Raw genomic sequence first — 17,716 nt, 5'->3', positions numbered from 1 at the left:
CCGCGCCGCCCGGTCGGCGCCCGCGAGGAGATCGTGATCATGCTCAGTTCCGCCACCCCTGCCACAGCTCCCGCCCCTGCGGCCACGGCCGCACCCAGCGAATACCTGCTGGAAATCGTCGACGTCACCAAGGAGTTTCCCGGCGTCAAGGCGTTGTCCCACGTGCAGCTGCGGGTGCGTCCCGGCACCGTGCTGGCGCTGATGGGCGAGAACGGTGCGGGCAAGTCGACGCTGATGAAGATCATCGCCGGCATCTACCAGCCCGATGCCGGCGAGGTGCGGCTGCGCGGCGTGCCGGTGCGCTTCGAGACGCCGCTGCAGGCGCTGCAGTCGGGGATCGCCATGATCCACCAGGAACTCAACCTGATGCCCTTCATGACCATCGCCGAGAACATCTGGCTGGGTCGCGAACCGCTCAATGCCCTGCACCTGGTGGACCACGGCAAGATGCGTCGCCAGACCCAGGCTCTGCTGGACCGGCTGCGCATCGCCCTGGATCCGGAAGACAGCGTGGGCAGCCTGTCCATCGCCGGGCGGCAGATGGTGGAAATCGCCAAGGCGGTGTCCTACGACAGCGACGTGCTGATCATGGACGAACCCACCTCGGCCATCACCGAGACCGAGGTGGCGCACCTGTTTTCCATCATTGCCGACCTCAAGGCCCAGGGTAAGGGCATCGTCTACATCACCCACAAGATGGACGAGGTGTTCCAGATCGCCGACGAGGTCGCGGTGTTCCGCGATGGCCAGTACATCGGCCTGCAGCGCGCCGACAGCATGAACGGCGACGGCCTGATCGCCATGATGGTGGGGCGCGAACTGACCCAGCTGTTCCCGGAACGCACCGCGCCGCGTGACGAGGTGCTGCTGTCGGTGCGCGACCTGGGGCTGGACGGGGTGTTTTCCGGCGTCTCCTTCGACCTGCGCGCCGGCGAGGTGCTGGGCATCGCCGGGCTGATGGGCTCGGGGCGCACCAACGTCGCCGAGACGCTGTTCGGGGTGACCCCGGCCACCGCCGGCGAGATCCGCATCGATGGCCAGCCGGTGCGCATGAACGATCCCTGCCTCGCCATCCAGAAAGGCCTGGCGCTGCTTACCGAGGACCGCAAGGACACCGGCATCTTTCCCTGCCTGTCGGTGGGGGAAAACATGGAGGTGGCAGTGCTGAACGGCTTCGCCAGCGGCGGCTTCGTGCAGCAGCAGCGCCTCGATCAGCTCTGCGAGGAGATGCGCCAGCAGCTGCGGGTGAAGACCCCCTCGCTGGACCAGTGCATCGCCAACCTCTCCGGCGGCAACCAGCAGAAGGCGCTGATCGCCCGCTGGCTGATGACCCGCCCGCGCATCCTCATCCTCGACGAGCCCACCCGCGGCATCGACGTCGGTGCCAAGGCCGAGATCTACCGGTTGATCGCCAAGCTGGCCGCCGAGGGCCTGGCGGTAATCATGATTTCTTCCGAACTGCCCGAGGTCCTGGGCATGAGCGACCGGGTGATGGTGATGCACGAAGGCACCGTCACCGGCTTTCTCGATCGCGGCGAAGCCACCCAGGAGCGGGTCATGCACCTGGCCTCGGGCAATCCCGTACTGCACTAGCGCGCGTCACGCGCGGCGGGTGCCTGCCCGCCGCCTCCGGCCTATAACGAGGTAGAACAAGATGAGTGCCCTCCTGGACAAGAAAACCGCCGAGCTACCCACCGCGCGCCCACGGCGCCGCATCCCCACCGAACTGGGCATCCTGCTGGTGCTACTGGGCATCGGCCTGGCCTTCGAGGCCTTCGGCTGGGTGCTGCGCGACCAGAGTTTCCTGATGAATTCCCAGCGCCTGGTGCTGATGATCCTGCAGGTCTCGATCATCGGCCTGCTGGCCATCGCCGTGACCCAGGTGATCATCACCACCGGCATCGACCTTTCCTCCGGCTCGGTGCTAGCGCTGTCGGCCATGGTGGCGGCGAGTCTGGCCCAAACCTCGGACTTCGGCCGCGCGGTGTTTCCCTCGCTGACCGACCTGCCGGTCTGGGTGCCGGTCATGGCCGGCCTAGGGGTCGGGCTGCTGGCCGGTGCCATCAACGGCAGCATCATCGCCGTCACCGGCATCCCGCCCTTCATCGCCACCCTCGGCATGATGGTCTCGGCCCGCGGCCTGGCGCGCTACTACACCGAAGGCCAGCCGATCAGCATGCTGTCCGACAACTACACCGCCATCGGCGCCGGGGCCATGCCGGTGATCATCTTCCTGGTGGTGGCGGTGATCTTCCACATCGCCCTGCGCTACACCAAGTACGGCAAGTACACCTATGCCATCGGCGGCAACATGCAGGCCGCGCGCATCTCCGGCATCAACGTCAAGAAGCACCTGATCATCGTCTACAGCATCGCCGGCCTGCTGGCGGGCCTGGCCGGGGTCGTGGCTTCGGCCCGCGCCGCCACCGGCCAGGCCGGCATGGGCATGTCCTACGAACTGGACGCCATCGCCGCGGCGGTGATCGGCGGCACCAGCCTGGCGGGTGGGGTAGGGCGCATCACCGGCACCGTGATCGGCGCCCTGATCCTCGGCACCATGGCCAGCGGCTTCACCTTTCTCGGGGTGGACGCCTACGTCCAGGACATCATCAAGGGGCTGATCATCGTGGTCGCCGTGGTTATCGACCAGTACCGCAACAAGCGCAAGGCCAAGCGCTAGGGCTGGCGCTTTCCCCTTTCCCTGGGAGAGGACCGCGCCTGCACCCGACCGCTCTTCCCCCTCTCCCTGGGAGAGGACCGCGCCTGCACCCGACCGCTTTTCCCCCTCTCCCTCCGGGAGAGGGCCGGGGTGAGGGCGAGCCTGCACCCACCCTTCCTTTTACCCGGCCGGCTACTGGCTTGGCCGGCCGGGTCTTTCCATACCTCTGACGGAGAACGACATGCGCGACATCGGCATCGGTCTGATCGGCACCGGCTTCATGGGTCATGCCCACGCCCAGGCCTTCCATCATGCGGCGAGCAGCTTCAGTTTGCCGGTCCGTCCGCGGCTGGTGGCCCTGGCCGACGCCGATCCGGAACGCGCCGCCCGCTGCGCCGACGCCTGGGGTTTCGTCCGCAGCTGCGACTGGGAGCGCCTGATCGCCGATCCCCAGGTCGAGCTGGTGGCCATCACCACCCCCAACCTGCTGCACGCGCCCATGGCCCTGGCGGCCCTGGCGGCCGGCAAGGCGGTCTATTGCGAAAAGCCCCTGGCGGTGAGCCTGGAGGAGGCCACGCGGATGCGCGACGCCGCGCGCCAGGCCGGGGTGGTCAACCGGGTCGGCTACAACTACCTGCAGAATCCCATGCTCAAGCAGGCGCGCGAATTGATCCAGAGCGGCGAGCTGGGCGAGATCGTCAGCTTCAGCGGCGAATTCAGCGAAGACTTCATGGGCGATCCCCAGGGACCCTTCACCTGGCGTTGCGAGACCCGCCAGGCAGGCGGCGCCCTGGCCGACCTGGGCAGCCATATCCTGTCGCTGGCGCGCTTTCTGCTCGGCCCGGTGGCGGCGCTGTGCGCCGATCTGCACACCGCCCATGGCCAGCGGCCCCACCAGGGCGGCACCCGCACGGTGGAGATCGACGACCAGGCCCATCTGCTGCTGCGCTTCGCCAATGGCGCCCGCGGCACCCTGACCACCAGCTGGCTCAAGCACGGGCGCAAGAATCGCCTGGCCTTCGAGGTCTGCGGCACCCGCGGCACCCTCAGCTTCGACCAGGAGCGCCTCAACGAACTGCGCCTCTACCAGGTCGGCGACCGTCCGGGCCTGGCTGGTTTCCGTACCCTGCTGGCCGGTCCGCACCTGCCGGACTACGCCGCCTTCTGTCCAGCCCCCGGCCACCAGCTTGGCTACAACGAACTCAAGACCCTGGAGGTCCGCTCGCTGCTGGAGGCCCTGGGCGGCAACCCCGATCACACCGGCGTCGACTTCCAGGAGGCCTGGGAGGTGGAGCGCCTGGCCCAGGCCGCGCGGCAATCGGCGCAGGAGGAGCGCTGGGTCAGACTCTAGTCTGGGGTAGGATGCCGGGATCATCCCGCGCGAGGATTGTCCCCTTTCCATGACCACACTCTCCGGCGACGGCCTCACCCCGGTCCGGCGCATGAAGCTCATCGCGCTGCTGCTGCTGTTCCTGGCGGCGGCGCTGTACTGCTTGGCCACCGCCCTCGAAGCCCGCCATCCGGCCTGGGGCTACGCCGCCGCCTTCGCCGAGGCGGCCATGGTCGGCGCCATCGCCGACTGGTTCGCGGTGACCGCGCTGTTCCGCCATCCGCTGGGCCTGCCGATTCCCCACACCGCCATCATCCCGCGCAACAAGGCCGGGGTCGGGCGCAAGCTGTCGGACTTCATCTGCCTGCACTTCCTCGCCACGCCCCAGGTGCTGGCCAAACTGGAGGAACTGGACGCCGCCGGGCGCCTGGCCGGCTGGTTGCGTCAGCCGGACAACGCCGCCGCGGTGGCCAGCCAGGCCACCGGCGTGGCCCGCTATTCCCTGGAGGCCCTGCGCGAGGTGCGGGTGCAGGCCTTCATCCGGCGGGTGGCGGTGGAGCGGCTGCAGCGCCTGGACGTGGCGGCGCTGTCCGGCGAACTGCTCGACATGCTGACCGCCGACGGCCGCCACCAGGCGGTGCTCGACGAGGTGCTGCAGGAGATTGATCGCCTGCTGCAGGACGAAGACACCCAGGCGCTGATCGCCCGCACCATTGGCGGCGAACTGCGCACCCTCAAATACCTGGGGCTGGACGAGCGGGTCGGGCGCTGGTCGGCGATCAAGGTGGTGCAGGCGGTGTCGCGGCTGATCGGCGAGATCAGCCATGACCGCGAGCACGAGTTGCGGCGGCATTTCGATGGCTATCTGGTCGGCTTCATCGAGCGCCTCAAGGAGGACCCGGCCTTTCGCCTGCGCGGTGAGCAGTTGCGCGACCGGCTGCTGGAGCACCCGGCGCTGGCGGGTTATCTGCAGGAGCTGTGGGACGAATTGGTGAACTGGCTGCAGGCGGATCTCGCCGCGCCGGATTCGCGCATCCGCCGGCGCCTGGGCCGGCTGCTGGCCGAACTGGGCGAGACCCTGAGTCGCGACGAGGCCATGAGACGCTGGATCAACGAACAGCTGATGGCGGTGGCGCCGCCCTTCATCGACCGCAACCGCCAGCGCATCGGCGATTACATCGCCGAGCGGGTAGCCGCCTGGGACACCGACGAACTGGTCCAGCAACTGGAGCAGAGCGTCGGCAAGGACCTGCAATTCATCCGCATCAACGGCACCCTGGTGGGCGGCCTGGTGGGGCTGGTGCTGCATGCGCTGACGCAGTGGTTCGGGCCGGGGTAGGGCAGCCCGAGCACGCGTGGAAAAGGCTGCGCCGTTTTCCACCCTACCGCTGCCTGCTCTAACGGTGTGGTTGGGTCCGGGCTAGGAGGCTTGGGCGCATCTTCATCGCGGCCATGGGCCGCTCCTACAAGAGCCTCATCCCCTCTAAGAGCGGCCGCATCGGCGGACCGCCATGGCCGCGATAGTATCGATTCCCGTAGCGTGGAAAACCGCGCAGCGTTTTCCACTGGCTGCCGCCGCTCAAGCTGATACATCGAGAACGTCACCCCCCTTGCCATACCACCCCCTCTCCCTCCGGGAGAGGGTCGGGGTGAGGGCAAGCCCGAGCGCCAAACGCCAAGGCCCCCTCCACCCATCACCCCACCCGCACCCAAGCGGCGCCGCGCGGACTAATCCCTAGAGTCCCTGACCCGAGCGTCCCATGTATCGAATCGGCTTTGCCTGCATGTACCGTCACCCCGAGCGCAGCCTGTCGCTCAAGGAACTGGAGCAGGTCGAGCGGGCCTTCAACACCCGCACCACCACCCTGCGCTGGCTGGGCAGCGTCGAGCGCGCCGCCGCCGAGACCAAGTTGCTGGACGTGGTCACCCACAACCTCGATGCCCAGCTGAGATTCGTCGAGCACGTCGCCGACCTGCCGGACAATCTGCGCATGCTGCGCCTGAGCAGCGACCTGCTGCCCTTCTACAGCCACGCCGAATTCGCCTACTTCTATCGCTCCCAGGAATTGCAGGCGTTGCTGGAGGATCGCTTCGGCCGACTGGGCGAGCTGGCGCGCCGCCGCGATGTGCGGCTGTCGCTGCACCCCGGGCAATTCTGCGTGCTGGGCTCGGATCGCCCGGAGGTGGTGGAAAACAGCCTGAAGGAATTCGAATACCACGCCGACATGATCCGCCTGATGGGCTACGGCCAGACATTCCAGGACTTCAAGTGCAACGTGCACATCGCCGGTCGCCTGGGCGTGCCGGGCATCCGCGCGGTCTGGCCGCGTCTTTCCAGCGAGGCGCGCAACTGCATCACCTTCGAGAACGATGAAAAGACCTATGGCGTCGACGACTGCCTGCAACTGGCCGACCTCGCCCCGGTGGTGCTGGACATCCACCACTGCTGGATCCACGAGGAGGCCTACATCGATCCCTGGGAGCCGCGGGTGGCGCGCATCATCGACAGCTGGCGCGGGGTGCGTCCGGCCATGCACTACTCCCAGCCGCCGGAGGCGCTGATGGAAATGGGCGTCTCGCCCAGCGAGCGCATCGACATCAAGTTCCTGCTGCAGCAGATCAGCAAGCGGCTGCTCTATGCCCACAGCGACATGATGTGGAACGACTGGTGCAATCGCTACGCCTGCCAGTTCCTTGACCGCTTCGACATCATGTTCGAAGCCAAGCACAAGAACGTCACGGTGCGGGATTTCTACGACCGCTACCTGGGCGGCGACGGCAGCCTGCCACCAGCGGATCACGACATCCTTGCGGGCCAGGATGCCGCCAACCCGTAGCGTGGAAAACCGCGCAGCGTTTTCCACAGGTGTGCGCTAATGCCATTAGTGGACAAGGCTACGCCGTTGTCCACGCTACGGGAGCTAGCCACGTAGGTTGGTCTGGGACGGCTTCATCGTCGAAGTCCAACAGGGATGTCCAACCTTGGGCGGTGTTGGGCTTCGCTGCGCTCAGCCCAACCTGCAAGAGCGCCGCAACATGCCGCAATGAGCCGGGCGGGCGATCGGCCGGAAGAACCGCTTAACTCAAGGGTCACCTTTCCGAATCCGATCGTCGCGAGGCCCGCCATGCCGACCCGTCGCCATTTCCTGCAGACCACCACCGCCCTGGCTGCGGCCGTGACCGCCGCGCCCTGGTTGTGGCAGAGCGCCCAGGCCGCCGAGCCGTTGCTGACCCGCAAGATTCCGCGCTCCGGCGAGGCGCTGCCCGTCATCGGCCTCGGCACCTCGGGCAATCTCGACGTCGACCTGAACGACGCCACCCTGGCGCCGCTGCAGGAGGTGCTCAAGGAGTTGCTCGACGGCGGCGGCACCCTGATCGACACCGCGCCCAGCTATGGCAATTCCGAACGGGTGGCCGGGGAGCTGGTCAGGCGGGCCCAGGCCCGCGACGAGGTCTTTCTCGCCACCAAGATTTCCTCTACCGGCCGCGAACGCGGCGCGGCGCAACTGGCCGCCAGCTTCAGGGCCCTGCAGACCGAGCGCCTGGATCTGGTCCAGGTGCACAACCTGCAGGACACCGCCAACCAACTGGCCCTGCTGCGCGAACAGCAGCAGGCCGGCAAGGTGCGCTATGTCGGCGTCACCCACTATCGCGAAGCGGCACTGGACGATCTGCTCGCTACCTTGAAAAAGGAAAAGGTCGACTTCGTGCAGTTCAACTATTCCGTGGGCGAGCGCGAAGCCGAAAAACGCCTGCTGCCCTATTGCCGCGACCAGGGCATCGCCGTGCTGATCAATAGACCCTTCCAGCGCGGCAACCTGCTCGCCGGCACCCGTGGCAAGCCACTGCCGCCGCTGGCGGCCGAACTGGGCGCGACCAACTGGGCGCAGCTGCTGCTCAAGTTCATCCTCGCCGACCCGGCGGTGACCGCGGTGATCCCCGCCACCAGCAATCCGCGCTACATGGTCGACAACCTCCAGGCCGGACGCGGGCGGCTGCCCGATGCGCGCCAGCGCGAGGCCATCGCCGGGCTGTTCGCCTAGATGAAGGACTGGCTCGGTCGCGTCCTCGACGCCCGCGCCGGTGAATCGTCCGCAGCCCTGGCGGGCTTTGCGCTGTTTCTCTGCCTGTTCGCCGGCTACTTCATGCTGCGGCCGATCCGCGAGGCCATGGGCATCGCCGGCGGCGTGGAGAATCTGCAGTGGCTGTTCACCGCCACCTTTGTGGTGATGCTGCTCGCCGTGCCGCTGTTCGCCTGGCTCAATTCGCGGGTGGCGCGGATTTGCTTCGTCGACTGGGTCTACGGCTTCTTCGCCCTCAACCTCCTAGCCTTCGCCGCCTGCTTCGCCAGCCTGGGCGACAGCGTCTGGCTGGCACGCACCTTCTATGTCTGGATCTCGGTCTACAACCTCTTCGTGGTCTCGGTGGCCTGGAGTCTGATGGCCGATGTCTTCGACGGCGCCCAGGCGCGGCGGCTATTCGCCTTCATCGCCGCCGGGGCCAGTGTCGGCGGGCTGCTCGGGCCGGTGCTGGCCGCCGCCCTGGCGCCCCTGATCGGTGAAGCGGGCCTCGCGCTGCTGGCCGCCGCGCTGCTGCTCCTGGCGCTCAGGCTCAAGGCCTATCTGATGGGCTGGCGCGAGACCCGCGGTGCCGGACGCCCGGGTGCGCCGCCGACCGAAAGCCCACGTCGCCCGGTGGCCGGCAATCCCTTCAGCGGCCTGACCCGGGTGCTGGCCTCGCCCTATCTGCTGGCGGTGAGCGCCTTCGTCATCCTGCTGGCCACGGTCAGCACCTTTCTCTACTTCGAGCAGGCGCGACTGGTGGCCGAGCTGTTTCCCGATCGCGCTCGCCAGGTGCAGGTGTTCGGCCTGCTGGACTTCGTGGTCCAGGCCGGTGCCCTGGCCAGCCAGGTGCTGATCACCGGTCGCCTGGCCCAGCGCCTCGGGGTGCGGGTGCTGCTGGCCGGGGTGCCGCTGCTGATGTGCATCGGCTTCCTGGGCCTCGCGCTGCTGCCCACCTTCGCCATGCTGGCGGGGCTGATGATCGTCAGGCGGATCGGCGAATACGCCTTCATCCGCCCGGGCCGCGAGATGCTCTTCGCGCCGTTGGACGCCGAGACCCAGTACAAGGCCAAGAACTTCATCGACACCGTGGTCTATCGCGCCGGTGACGCTGCCAGCGGCTGGGCCAAGAGTCTGCTGGATCTGCTCGGCCACGGCGCCTGGCTGCCGGCGCTGGTGGGTGCCGGCTGCGCGGCGCTCTGGGCCTGGCTCGGCTTCTACCTGGGGCGGCGGGCGGATCAGGCGGCCCAGGCCGGCGAGGCGGAGTAGCGCTGAATGCCGGCTGAATCGTTGTAGCCGGAAACACACCGGGGCTCCGAGGGGCGACCGGCGGGGTGCTAAGGTAAGACCTCTTCCTCGCCTCAGGGCCCTCCATGTTCCGCTCCCGCGCCATGATGTATCTGGTTCTCTTCGCCCTGCACCTGTTCATCGGCCTCAGCGTCATCGGTGACCTCGGGCTGACGCCGGCCGCCCAGCTACCCTTCTGGGCCCTGCTGCTGCTGTCTTTCGTCCTGGTCCCCCTGGGCTTTCGTTCGCGGGACATGCAGTCGCGCCTGCTGGCCTGGGCGGCGCTGATCGCCATGGGCGTGTTCTCCAGCCTGGCGGTGTTCAGCCTGCTGCGCGGTCTGGTGGTGGCCCTGGCCAGCCTCATCGGTCAGCCGCTGGACGCCGCCTGGCGCGTCGGCAGTGCCTGGGCGGTGCTGGGACTGGTGCTGCTGGTGGCCCTGCGCAGCGTCTACAACGCCCGCCGCACGGCCAAGGTCAAGGAAGTGGAAGTGGCCTTGCCCAGCCTGCCCTCCGGCCTGGACGGACTGCGCATCGTGCAACTGAGCGACCTGCACATCGGCCCGACCATCAAGGCCGGCTATCTGCAACGCATCGTCAACCGGGTCAACGGCCTGGACGCCGATCTGGTGGCCATCACCGGTGACCTGGTGGACGGCAGCGTGGCTGAACTGCAGCACGAATTCCTGCCGCTGCAAGGGCTCAAGGCGCGCTTGGGCACCTACGCCATCACCGGCAACCACGAATACTATTCCGGCGCCGAAGCCTGGGTGCGCACCTGGCGCGACCAGGGCCTGACCGTGCTGCTCGACGAGCATCGGGTGCTGCAGCACCAGGGCACGCCCTTCGTGCTGGCCGGCATCACCGACTACTCGGCGCCGCTCTATGTGCCCAGCCACCGCAGCGACGCCGCCGCCGCCTTCGCCGGCACCCCGGAAGGCCTGTTCCGCCTGCTGCTGGCCCATCAGCCGCGCTCGGCGCCCAAGGCCGAAGCCGCCGGCGCCGACCTGCAGCTCTCCGGCCACACCCACGGCGGCCAGTTCTGGCCCTGGATGCACTTCGTGCGCCTGCAGCAACCCTGGGTGGCCGGCATCCACCGCCTGGGTCGACTGACCGTCTACATCAGCCGCGGCACTGGCTACTGGGGCCCGCCGCTGCGTTTCGGCGCGCCGAGCGAGATCACCCTGATCAGGTTGCGGCGGGGGTAGGGTTGGCTCTGACAGCGGCCTTGAACAGCCGCTGTTCGATGAAGTCGACGAACACCCGGACCTTGGGGGAAAGATGGCGGCTGGAAGGCCAGAGCGCCCAGAACTGGCCTTCGTCCTGGGTATAGGCATCCAGCAGCGTCTCCAGCCGGCCCGCCGCGAGGGCTTCTCGCACCAGGAAGTCCGGCATGAAGGCAATGCCATGGCCGTTCTGCGCCGCCATGAGGATGGCTTCCATGTTGTTGAGGACCAGGGTGGCCGGCAGGTGCAAACGGGTAAGCAACGGGTCGGCTGACAGGCTCCAATCCATGATCTTGCCGGTAGTCACGAAGCGGTAGCGCAGACAGTCATGCCGCTCCAGGTCTGCCGGGAAAGTGGGATGACCACGCCTTTGTAGATAGCCGGGTGCGGCGCACAGCAGGAAGCGGAAGGGGCCTAGGCGCCGGGCCATCAATTTGTTATCCGCCAGGCCACCGCTGCGGATGACCACATCGAAACCTGCGTCGATCACATCCACCAGCTCATCGTTGAAGTCCAGCTCCAGTTCGATCTGCGGATAGTGCTCTCGAAAGGGAGCGAGGTGAGGAAGCAGAAAACGATAGCCGATGGTTGGCAGGCTGACCTTGAGTCGGCCTTGGGGCGTTCGCGCCGTCTGGGAGAGCAGCGCCCGGGCCTCCTCCAGCTCATCCAGAACCCGCTTGCAGCGCTCGTAGAACAGGGCACCTTCCGGGGTGAGACTGACCTTGCGCGTGCTGCGATGAAACAGTCGCACCTGCAGCGAGGCTTCGAGCTTGGCCACGTTCTTGCCGACGGCGGACGCCGAGATGCCCATGGCCTGGCCGGCATTGACGAAGCTCAAGGCATCCGCGGTCTTCACGAAGGCGACCAAGCTGGTCAGGCTGTCCATTCCGATTGAGTCCTTTTGCTCCGTTATCAGTGGATGTTAGCCCTGTTTATCCCCGATTGCTTCCTGGTTATGGTGGATCAAAGCCCGTCGCGCGCTCACCCCGGCAGTCTGGCCCACTGCCGAATTCGCAGGACTCTCTTCATGTACAGGTCTCCAGCTGTGGCCATGCCCATGGCGCCCGCTCGTTATCCGATCGTCTTCGCCATCTGCCTGGCCGCCCTGGTATTGCCGCTGAGTTTCACGGGCGGTGCGGTGGCAACGCCTGCCATAGGCGCGGCGTTGCACGCCGATGCCGTGGCTATGGCCTGGATCACCAATGCCTTCATGCTCAGCTTCGGCAGCCTGCTCATGGCTGCGGGAACCCTGGCCGATCGCTATGGCCGCAAGCGACTCTTTCTCGCCGGTGTGGCGAGCTTCACCCTGGTCTCCCTGCTGCTTGCGGTGGCCCCTTCGATCCTCTGGTTCGATGGCTTGCGAGCCGCTCAGGGCGTGGCAGCCGCCGCGGCCCTGGCGGGAGGCAGCGCGGCCCTGGCACAGGAATTCGAGGGGGCGGCGCGCACGCGGGTCTTCAGCCTGCTCGGCACGACCTTCGGACTGGGGTTGGCCTTTGGTCCGTTGCTCTCCGGGATCTTGCTGGACGAGTGGGGCTGGCGGGCCATTTTCCTGGGTATCGCCTTGCTGGCCGGCAGTGCCGCGCTGGTCGCCTGGAAGTGGCTGCGGGAGAGTCGCGATCCGCAGGCGAGTCGGCTCGATGTTCCGGGGGTACTGTACTTCTCCGGTACGCTGATCGCCTTCACCTCAGCCATCATTCTGGGGCCGCACCAGGGATGGACGTCGCTCGAGGTGACGTCGCTGCTCTTGCTCACCGCGCTTGGCTTGCTGCTGTTCGTGCGCGGGCAGCTGAGGAGTCGACGCCCGATGCTGGAGTTGCGGCTGTTCCGCCTGCCGCGCTTTCTCGGGGTGCAGCTGCTGCCCATCGGGACCTGCGTCTGCTACATCGTCTTCATCGTCCTGTTGCCCCTGCGTCTGATCGGGGTAGAAGGCCTGGGGGCGACCCAGGCGGGTCTGATTCTGCTGGCCCTGACCCTGCCGTTGCTGGTGGTCCCGCTACTGGCGGCCTGGCTGACGCGTTGGCTGCCTGCCGGTTACCTCTGTGGCTTCGGCTTCCTACTCGCGGCGATGGGTCTGCTGGCGCTCAGCCGCCTCCCCGTGGGTGGCGAACTGCCGGCGCTGCTGCTGTGCCTGACCTTGATCGGCCTGGGGACAGGGTTGCCCTGGGGGCTGATGGATGGCCTGGCGCTCAGTGTCGTCCCCAAGGAGCGGGCCGGCATGGCCGCCGGTATCTTCAATACCACTCGGGTCGCGGGGGAGGGGGTCGCCCTGGCGATGGCCTTGGCGATCTTGAGCACCTTGATAGAAGGGCAGCTCGCCCAGGGGCTGGCCGACTGGTCCGCCCCGGCGAGGCTGGCGTTGGCTCAGCAAGTGGCGCTGGGCGATCTCGAGAATCTACCTCTGGCCACGTCCGCCGTGCTCCAAGGTGCTTACCTGCATAGCTTCGCTACCCTGCTGCAAGGCGCGAGTCTGGTGACCGCGCTGATCGGGCTGGTCACGCTGCTGATGCTCAGGCCCACACGCCCAAGCTAGAGCGATTCGGCAGGTTTGGCCAAGGGATCATCCAACCCGACGGTGCCTGGATGATCCCCTGGCCACCACTGTTCAGCAGGGCCGAATACCCCAAAGTTTCTAGCGTGAATCCGTGATCTACACGGAAAAAGTCCCTTGCCCTCATGGCGTAAGTTCTTATCCTCACCTCAACTTCACCAGGACGCGCCAGCGTCCAAGGACAAACTGCAACACGGATAAGGATGTATCGCCATGACGAGGACAGTGGCTTTCTTGCTGGTCCCCGAGGTGCTGATGCTGGATTTCGCCGGGCCGGTGGAGGTGTTCTCCATCGCCAATCGCTATCTGCCGGCGGCCGACCACTATCGCATCGTGACCATCGCCGCGGGGCGGCGGCGGACCCTGCGTTGTTCGAATGGCATGACGATACGCACGGAGCTCACCACCCAGCAGCCGCCGGGAGCCTACGACCTGCTGCTGGTGCCCGGCGGGCCGGGTGCCTATCTGGAGCCCCATCCCGACGTCGCGGCCTGGCTACGGCAGGTGCCCGCGCAGTGCCCGCGCTACGGGGCGGTCTGCACCGGCACCTTTCTGCTCGGCAGCGCCGGTCTGCTCGATGGCCGGCGGGTGACCACCCACTGGAATTATCGCGAACGCCTGGCGCGCCGTTTTCCCCGCGCCCAGGTGACCGCCGATGAGATCTACCTGAGCGACGGCCCGCTGCTCACCTCGGCCGGAGTCACCGCCGGCATCGACCTGGCGCTGGCGCTGGTGGCCGAAGACCACGGCAAGGCCATCGCCCGGGAGGTGGCCAAGGTGCTGGTGGTGGTGACCCAGCGGCAGGGCAAGCAGGCCCAGTTCAGTCCGCTGTTCGACGAGCCGGAGGCGACCACCGCCATCACCCGGGTGCAGCAGCATGTCGTAGCGAACATCGACCAGGCCTATTCGATCAGCCGGCTCGCCGAACTCGCCACCATGGGCACCCGCAACTTCGCCCGGGTGTTCAAGCGCGACACCGGCATGACGCCCCTGGAGTTCGTGCTCAGGGCGCGCATCGATCATGCGCGCGAATTGCTGGAGACCTCCGAGCTGCCGCTGAAGACCGTGGCCTTTCGCAGCGGCTTCGCCAGCGATCGCTGCATGCGCGCCGCCTTCCAGAGCCATCTGGGGCTGACCCCGGCGCAGTACCGCTACCAGTTCAGCTGAACGCAGCTGCGGATGGCGGTATCACGCCCATCGATGGCAGCTTCTGGCCGTAGATCGTCATACGCCTTGCCTGGGCAGCGGCCAGAATGGTCATACCTATCAGCAAGGAGAGGCGCCTACCGGCGAGGGGCTGCGGAGCCAGGTGCCCGCAGGACCCGCAGCGAGGGAGCGCGACATGGTCATGCAAGAGCCCAAGTCCCTGGAAGACGCCAGTGCCTTCCGCTTCTGCGGCCTGGTCCTGGATGCGCGCCGGCGCCTGCTGCTGGATGGCGAGCGGCCGCTGCCCCTGAGTGGGCGCGCACTGGATATCCTGCGGGTGCTGCTGGAGCACCCCGGCGAGCTGGTCGGCAAGCAGACCCTGATGGCCCGGGTCTGGCCCGGCGCCGTCGTCGAGGACATCAATCTGCGGGTGCACATCTCGGCCCTGCGCCGGGTGCTGCGGCCCTACAGCGATCGGGATCCCATTCTCAGCGCCCGGCAGCGCGGCTACGGCTTCGCCCTGGCGGTGGAGCGCCTGAACGAAGCGGACCTCACGCCGCTGGCCGAGACGCCGCTGCCCCTGACGCCCCTGGAGGGGCGCGACACCAGCCTGGTCGAATTGCGCCGTCTGCTCGCGCAACGTCGCCTGGTGTCGGTGGTGGGCACCGGCGGTGTCGGCAAGTCGCTGCTGGTCCAGCACCTGCTGCCCACGCTGGAAGACTTCGCTGACGGGATCCAGAGTCTCGATCTTGCGGCGCTGGGCCACATGATGGCGCTGGTGGACCGTCTCGCCAGTGACCTGGGCCTGGCCAGCGGTAGTGGCCTGCCGGCGCTGCAGGAGGCGCTGGCCACGCGGCGCCTGCTGCTGGTGCTGGACAACGCCGAGCGCCTGGTCGAACCCGCGGCCTGGCTGGTGGAAAACCTGCTGCAGGGCTGTCCGCAACTCAGGGTGCTGGTCACCAGTCGCGAAGCCCTGCGGGTGGAAGGCGAGGCCGTGTTGCGCCTGGCGCCGCTGCCGGTCGCGCAACCACCCGCGCGGCAACTGCGCGACGCCATGCGCGAGCCGGCCTTTCGCCTGTTCGTCCGACGTGCCCGGGCGCGCCTGCCGGGGCTGCAGCTGCGGCCGGCCGACGTGCAGCTGGTGGGCGAGATCTGCCGCCGCAGCGAAGGCGTGCCCCTGGCGCTGGAGATCCTGGCCGAGCAGGTGGCGGCGCTGGGCCTGGCGGGGGTACTGGCGCAACTCGACGGCGGCTATTACCTGAGCGTGGCCGGACGGCGCACGGCGGCGCAACGCCAGCGCAGCCTTGGCGCCATGCTCGACTGGAGTCTGCACAGCCTGAGCGAGTCGGAATTCGCCGTGCTGGCGACCCTGGCCGAGGCCGGCGAGCGCTTCAGTCGTCAGCAGGCCCTGCGCCTGGCGGCGCAGCGCGGGCTGGAGGAGGCCTTGTTCATCCCCCTGCTGGGGCAACTGGTGGACAAGTCGCTGATCCTGGTCGAAGGCAGCGGGGCGGCCCTAGGCTACCGCCTGCTGGCCATGCTGCGGCTGCACCTGCGCCAGTTCCGTCAGCAACCGCCGCTCCAGGGCCTGCTGTTGCCAGGCCAGCGGCGGGACCCCGACGGCGCGGGTGAACACCCGGCTCAGATGCGCCTGATCGAAGAAGGCGCACTCCAGGGCGATCGCCGCCAGGGGTAGTCGGTGCTCGGCGAGCAGGTGCCGGGCACGGTCGATGCGTTGCTGACGCAACCATTCCAGGGGGGCGAGTCCGGCGCTGAGCTTGAACTGGCGGGTGAAGTGACTGCGCGACAGGCCGCAGACGGAGGCGACCTGGCTGACGCTGATGCCGCGCTCCAGATGCTGCAGCAGGACTTCCTTGGCCAGCCGTTCCTGCCAGGCTGCCAAACCGACCAGTCGGGTACTGGATAGAGCCAGGGTGCTATCGACGGTCATGGACATGGCGCTCTCCCTATCAAACCAGCCGCGTGGCGCGACCGCCTGGATGAGAATGATTCCGTGCAGTTGTCTGACGTGCGAGTTGGCTATCGTTAATTAGCGTTAAGACGGCAACCGTCTAGGCGCAATACTGTCGCGACGGACTTGGCCGAGCGTGCCGGCGGGCCAGCAGGTGCCAGCCCAGCAGGGCGAGACCGAGCAGTCCGGCGAGCAGCAGGGGCGCCGGGCCATAGGCCTGGAGTCCGTCGAGCAGGGCCAGGATGTGCGCCTCGAACAGCCGACCCAGGGCCAGACCGGAGCCGATCCACAGGGTGGCGCCGCCCAGGTCGTAGGCCAGGAAGCGCCGCAGGGGCATGGCACTGGCCCCGGCGCTGAGGGTGGCGAGGGCCGCGGCGCCGGGAATGAACTTGGCCACCAGCAGCAGGCCGGGCAGGCGGGTGGCGGCCGGGACATGCCCCGGCAGATGGCGCAGCAGCCAGGCACCATGCCGCCGACCGGCCCAGTACCAGAGCAGATCGGCCACCCCGGTGACCGCCACGGTAGCCAGCAACGCCAGGAGCAACTCGGCCTCATCGGCCGCCGCGCCCATCACCACCAGCGAGGGATAGGCCGGTACCGGCAGGCCCAGCTGTTCGCCAAAGACGTTCAGCGTCAGCCAGAGGGTGGCGTTACCGGCCACCAGGGAGGTCAGGGCTTGGGTGCTCATGGCGCGTTCTCGGCAAGGGGAGGCCGACTGAGCGGCCTCCGGGCTTGGCGCCTGCTACTACCTAGGCGCAGACAGGGTCAGGGCATTTGCGGCAGTTCGTTGGGCCGCAGATCGAACACCAGCACCTCGGCGTCGGTGCCGTGGGCCAGTTGCAGCTCGCGCTCGCCGCGCAGCCTTGCGCCGTCACCGGCCTGCAGCAGGACGCCGTTCAGCTCCAGGCTGCCGCGGGCGACGTGCACATAGGCATGGCGCTCGGGGGCCAGTTGCAGGCGGGCGCTCTCGCTGCCGTCGAACAGCCCGGCGTAGACGCGGGCGTCCTGGCGCACTTCCAGCGAACCCTCGGCGCCGTCCGGCGAGATGATCAGGGCCAGGCGACCACGCTTGGCCTCGGCGCTGAAGTGCTGCTGCTGGTAGCGCGGTTCGGCGCGGCGCACGTTGGGCACGATCCAGATCTGCAGAAAGTGCACCCGCTCGCTTGCGGAGTGGTTGTACTCGCTGTGGCTGACGCCGCTGCCGGCGCTCATCAGCTGGACGTCACCGGGGCGGATCACCGAGCCGGTGCCCAGGCTGTCCTGGTGCTCCAGGGCGCCTTCGAGCACATAGGAGAAGATCTCCATGTCGCGATGCGGGTGCTCGCCGAAGCCCTGGCCCCCGGTCACGGTGTCGTCGTTGATCACCAGCAGGTCGGAAAAGCCCTGTTCCGCCGGATTGCGGTAGCTGGCGAAGGAAAAGGTGTGGAAGGACTTGAGCCAGCCGTGGTTGGCGGCGCCGCGATCGGAAGCTTTACGAATGGCCAGCATGATGA

General features: G+C 67.7%; 14 protein-coding genes and 1 pseudogene. 11 read left to right on the top strand and 4 right to left on the bottom strand.

The window, feature by feature from the left end; genetic code table 11:
• Positions 1-39 precede the first annotated feature (39 nt).
• The 8 genes from ACZ5R1_RS20295 (at position 40) to ACZ5R1_RS20260 (ending at position 10,542) form a co-directional block, all read left to right on the top strand.
• Positions 40-1,593: a sugar ABC transporter ATP-binding protein gene (locus ACZ5R1_RS20295; protein WP_027602842.1), complete on the top strand. Its 1,554-nt coding sequence runs from the start codon at positions 40-42 to the stop codon at positions 1,591-1,593.
• A 61-nt stretch (positions 1,594-1,654) separates the two neighbouring features.
• Complete coding sequence (locus tag ACZ5R1_RS20290) at positions 1,655-2,680, top strand: ABC transporter permease (protein ID WP_007161522.1); 1,026 nt, start codon at positions 1,655-1,657, stop codon at positions 2,678-2,680.
• Between the two features lie 220 nt (positions 2,681-2,900).
• Positions 2,901-4,010 carry a Gfo/Idh/MocA family protein gene (locus ACZ5R1_RS20285; protein WP_042136530.1) on the top strand — a complete coding sequence of 370 codons (1,110 nt, stop codon included), beginning with the start codon at positions 2,901-2,903 and terminating at the stop codon, positions 4,008-4,010.
• A gap of 49 nt (positions 4,011-4,059) precedes the next feature.
• The gene (locus ACZ5R1_RS20280; RefSeq protein WP_027599144.1) at positions 4,060-5,328 is read left to right on the top strand and encodes a DUF445 domain-containing protein; all 1,269 of its coding nucleotides are present in this window, start codon (positions 4,060-4,062) and stop codon (positions 5,326-5,328) included.
• Between the two features lie 421 nt (positions 5,329-5,749).
• Positions 5,750-6,826: a UV DNA damage repair endonuclease UvsE gene (gene uvsE / locus ACZ5R1_RS20275; RefSeq protein WP_042136532.1), complete on the top strand. Its 1,077-nt coding sequence runs from the start codon at positions 5,750-5,752 to the stop codon at positions 6,824-6,826.
• A gap of 288 nt (positions 6,827-7,114) precedes the next feature.
• Positions 7,115-8,032 carry an aldo/keto reductase gene (locus ACZ5R1_RS20270; RefSeq protein WP_115946646.1) on the top strand — a complete coding sequence of 306 codons (918 nt, stop codon included), beginning with the start codon at positions 7,115-7,117 and terminating at the stop codon, positions 8,030-8,032.
• Positions 8,033-9,319, top strand: coding sequence for an NTP/NDP exchange transporter (locus ACZ5R1_RS20265; RefSeq protein WP_115946647.1), 1,287 nt, complete (start codon positions 8,033-8,035; stop codon positions 9,317-9,319).
• A gap of 104 nt (positions 9,320-9,423) precedes the next feature.
• Entirely contained in the window at positions 9,424-10,542 is a 1,119-nt protein-coding gene (locus ACZ5R1_RS20260) for a metallophosphoesterase (protein ID WP_115946648.1), read from the top strand.
• Here the strand turns inward: ACZ5R1_RS20260 and ACZ5R1_RS20255 are convergent.
• Entirely contained in the window at positions 10,523-11,446 is a 924-nt protein-coding gene (locus tag ACZ5R1_RS20255; protein WP_042136540.1) for a LysR family transcriptional regulator, read from the bottom strand. The genes ACZ5R1_RS20260 and ACZ5R1_RS20255 overlap by 20 nt on opposite strands.
• Positions 11,447-11,587: 141 nt before the next feature.
• On the opposite strand from ACZ5R1_RS20255, the gene ACZ5R1_RS20250 reads away from it, so the two are divergent.
• The 3 genes and pseudogenes from ACZ5R1_RS20250 to ACZ5R1_RS20240 all read left to right on the top strand — a co-directional run.
• On the top strand, positions 11,588-13,090 hold the full coding sequence (locus ACZ5R1_RS20250) for an MFS transporter (RefSeq protein WP_042136542.1): 1,503 nt from the start codon (positions 11,588-11,590) through the stop codon (positions 13,088-13,090).
• Positions 13,091-13,321: 231 nt separating this feature from the next.
• The gene (locus ACZ5R1_RS20245) at positions 13,322-14,275 is read left to right on the top strand and encodes a GlxA family transcriptional regulator (RefSeq protein WP_169853366.1); all 954 of its coding nucleotides are present in this window, start codon (positions 13,322-13,324) and stop codon (positions 14,273-14,275) included.
• A gap of 175 nt (positions 14,276-14,450) precedes the next feature.
• Positions 14,451-15,098: pseudogene (locus ACZ5R1_RS20240) on the top strand (winged helix-turn-helix domain-containing protein); the annotation flags it as partial.
• A 669-nt stretch (positions 15,099-15,767) separates the two neighbouring features.
• On the opposite strand, the gene ACZ5R1_RS20235 reads toward ACZ5R1_RS20240, so the two are convergent.
• The 3 genes from ACZ5R1_RS20235 to ACZ5R1_RS20225 form a co-directional block, all read right to left on the bottom strand.
• Positions 15,768-16,208 carry a helix-turn-helix domain-containing protein gene (locus tag ACZ5R1_RS20235; RefSeq protein WP_464712651.1) on the bottom strand — a complete coding sequence of 147 codons (441 nt, stop codon included), beginning with the start codon at positions 16,206-16,208 and terminating at the stop codon, positions 15,768-15,770.
• A 115-nt stretch (positions 16,209-16,323) separates the two neighbouring features.
• Positions 16,324-16,911 carry a DedA family protein gene (locus ACZ5R1_RS20230; RefSeq protein WP_007161531.1) on the bottom strand — a complete coding sequence of 196 codons (588 nt, stop codon included), beginning with the start codon at positions 16,909-16,911 and terminating at the stop codon, positions 16,324-16,326.
• Positions 16,912-16,988: 77 nt separating this feature from the next.
• Positions 16,989-17,711 (bottom strand): pirin family protein, encoded by a 723-nt coding sequence (locus tag ACZ5R1_RS20225; RefSeq protein WP_027602851.1) that lies wholly within the window; start codon positions 17,709-17,711, stop codon positions 16,989-16,991.
• Between the last annotated feature and the right edge of the window lie 5 nt (positions 17,712-17,716).

Source organism: Pseudomonas sp. Pso3 (assembly GCF_055393275.1).
Note: the sequence above shows the minus strand (reverse complement) of the source record. Positions and strands in the feature narration are given on the sequence as shown.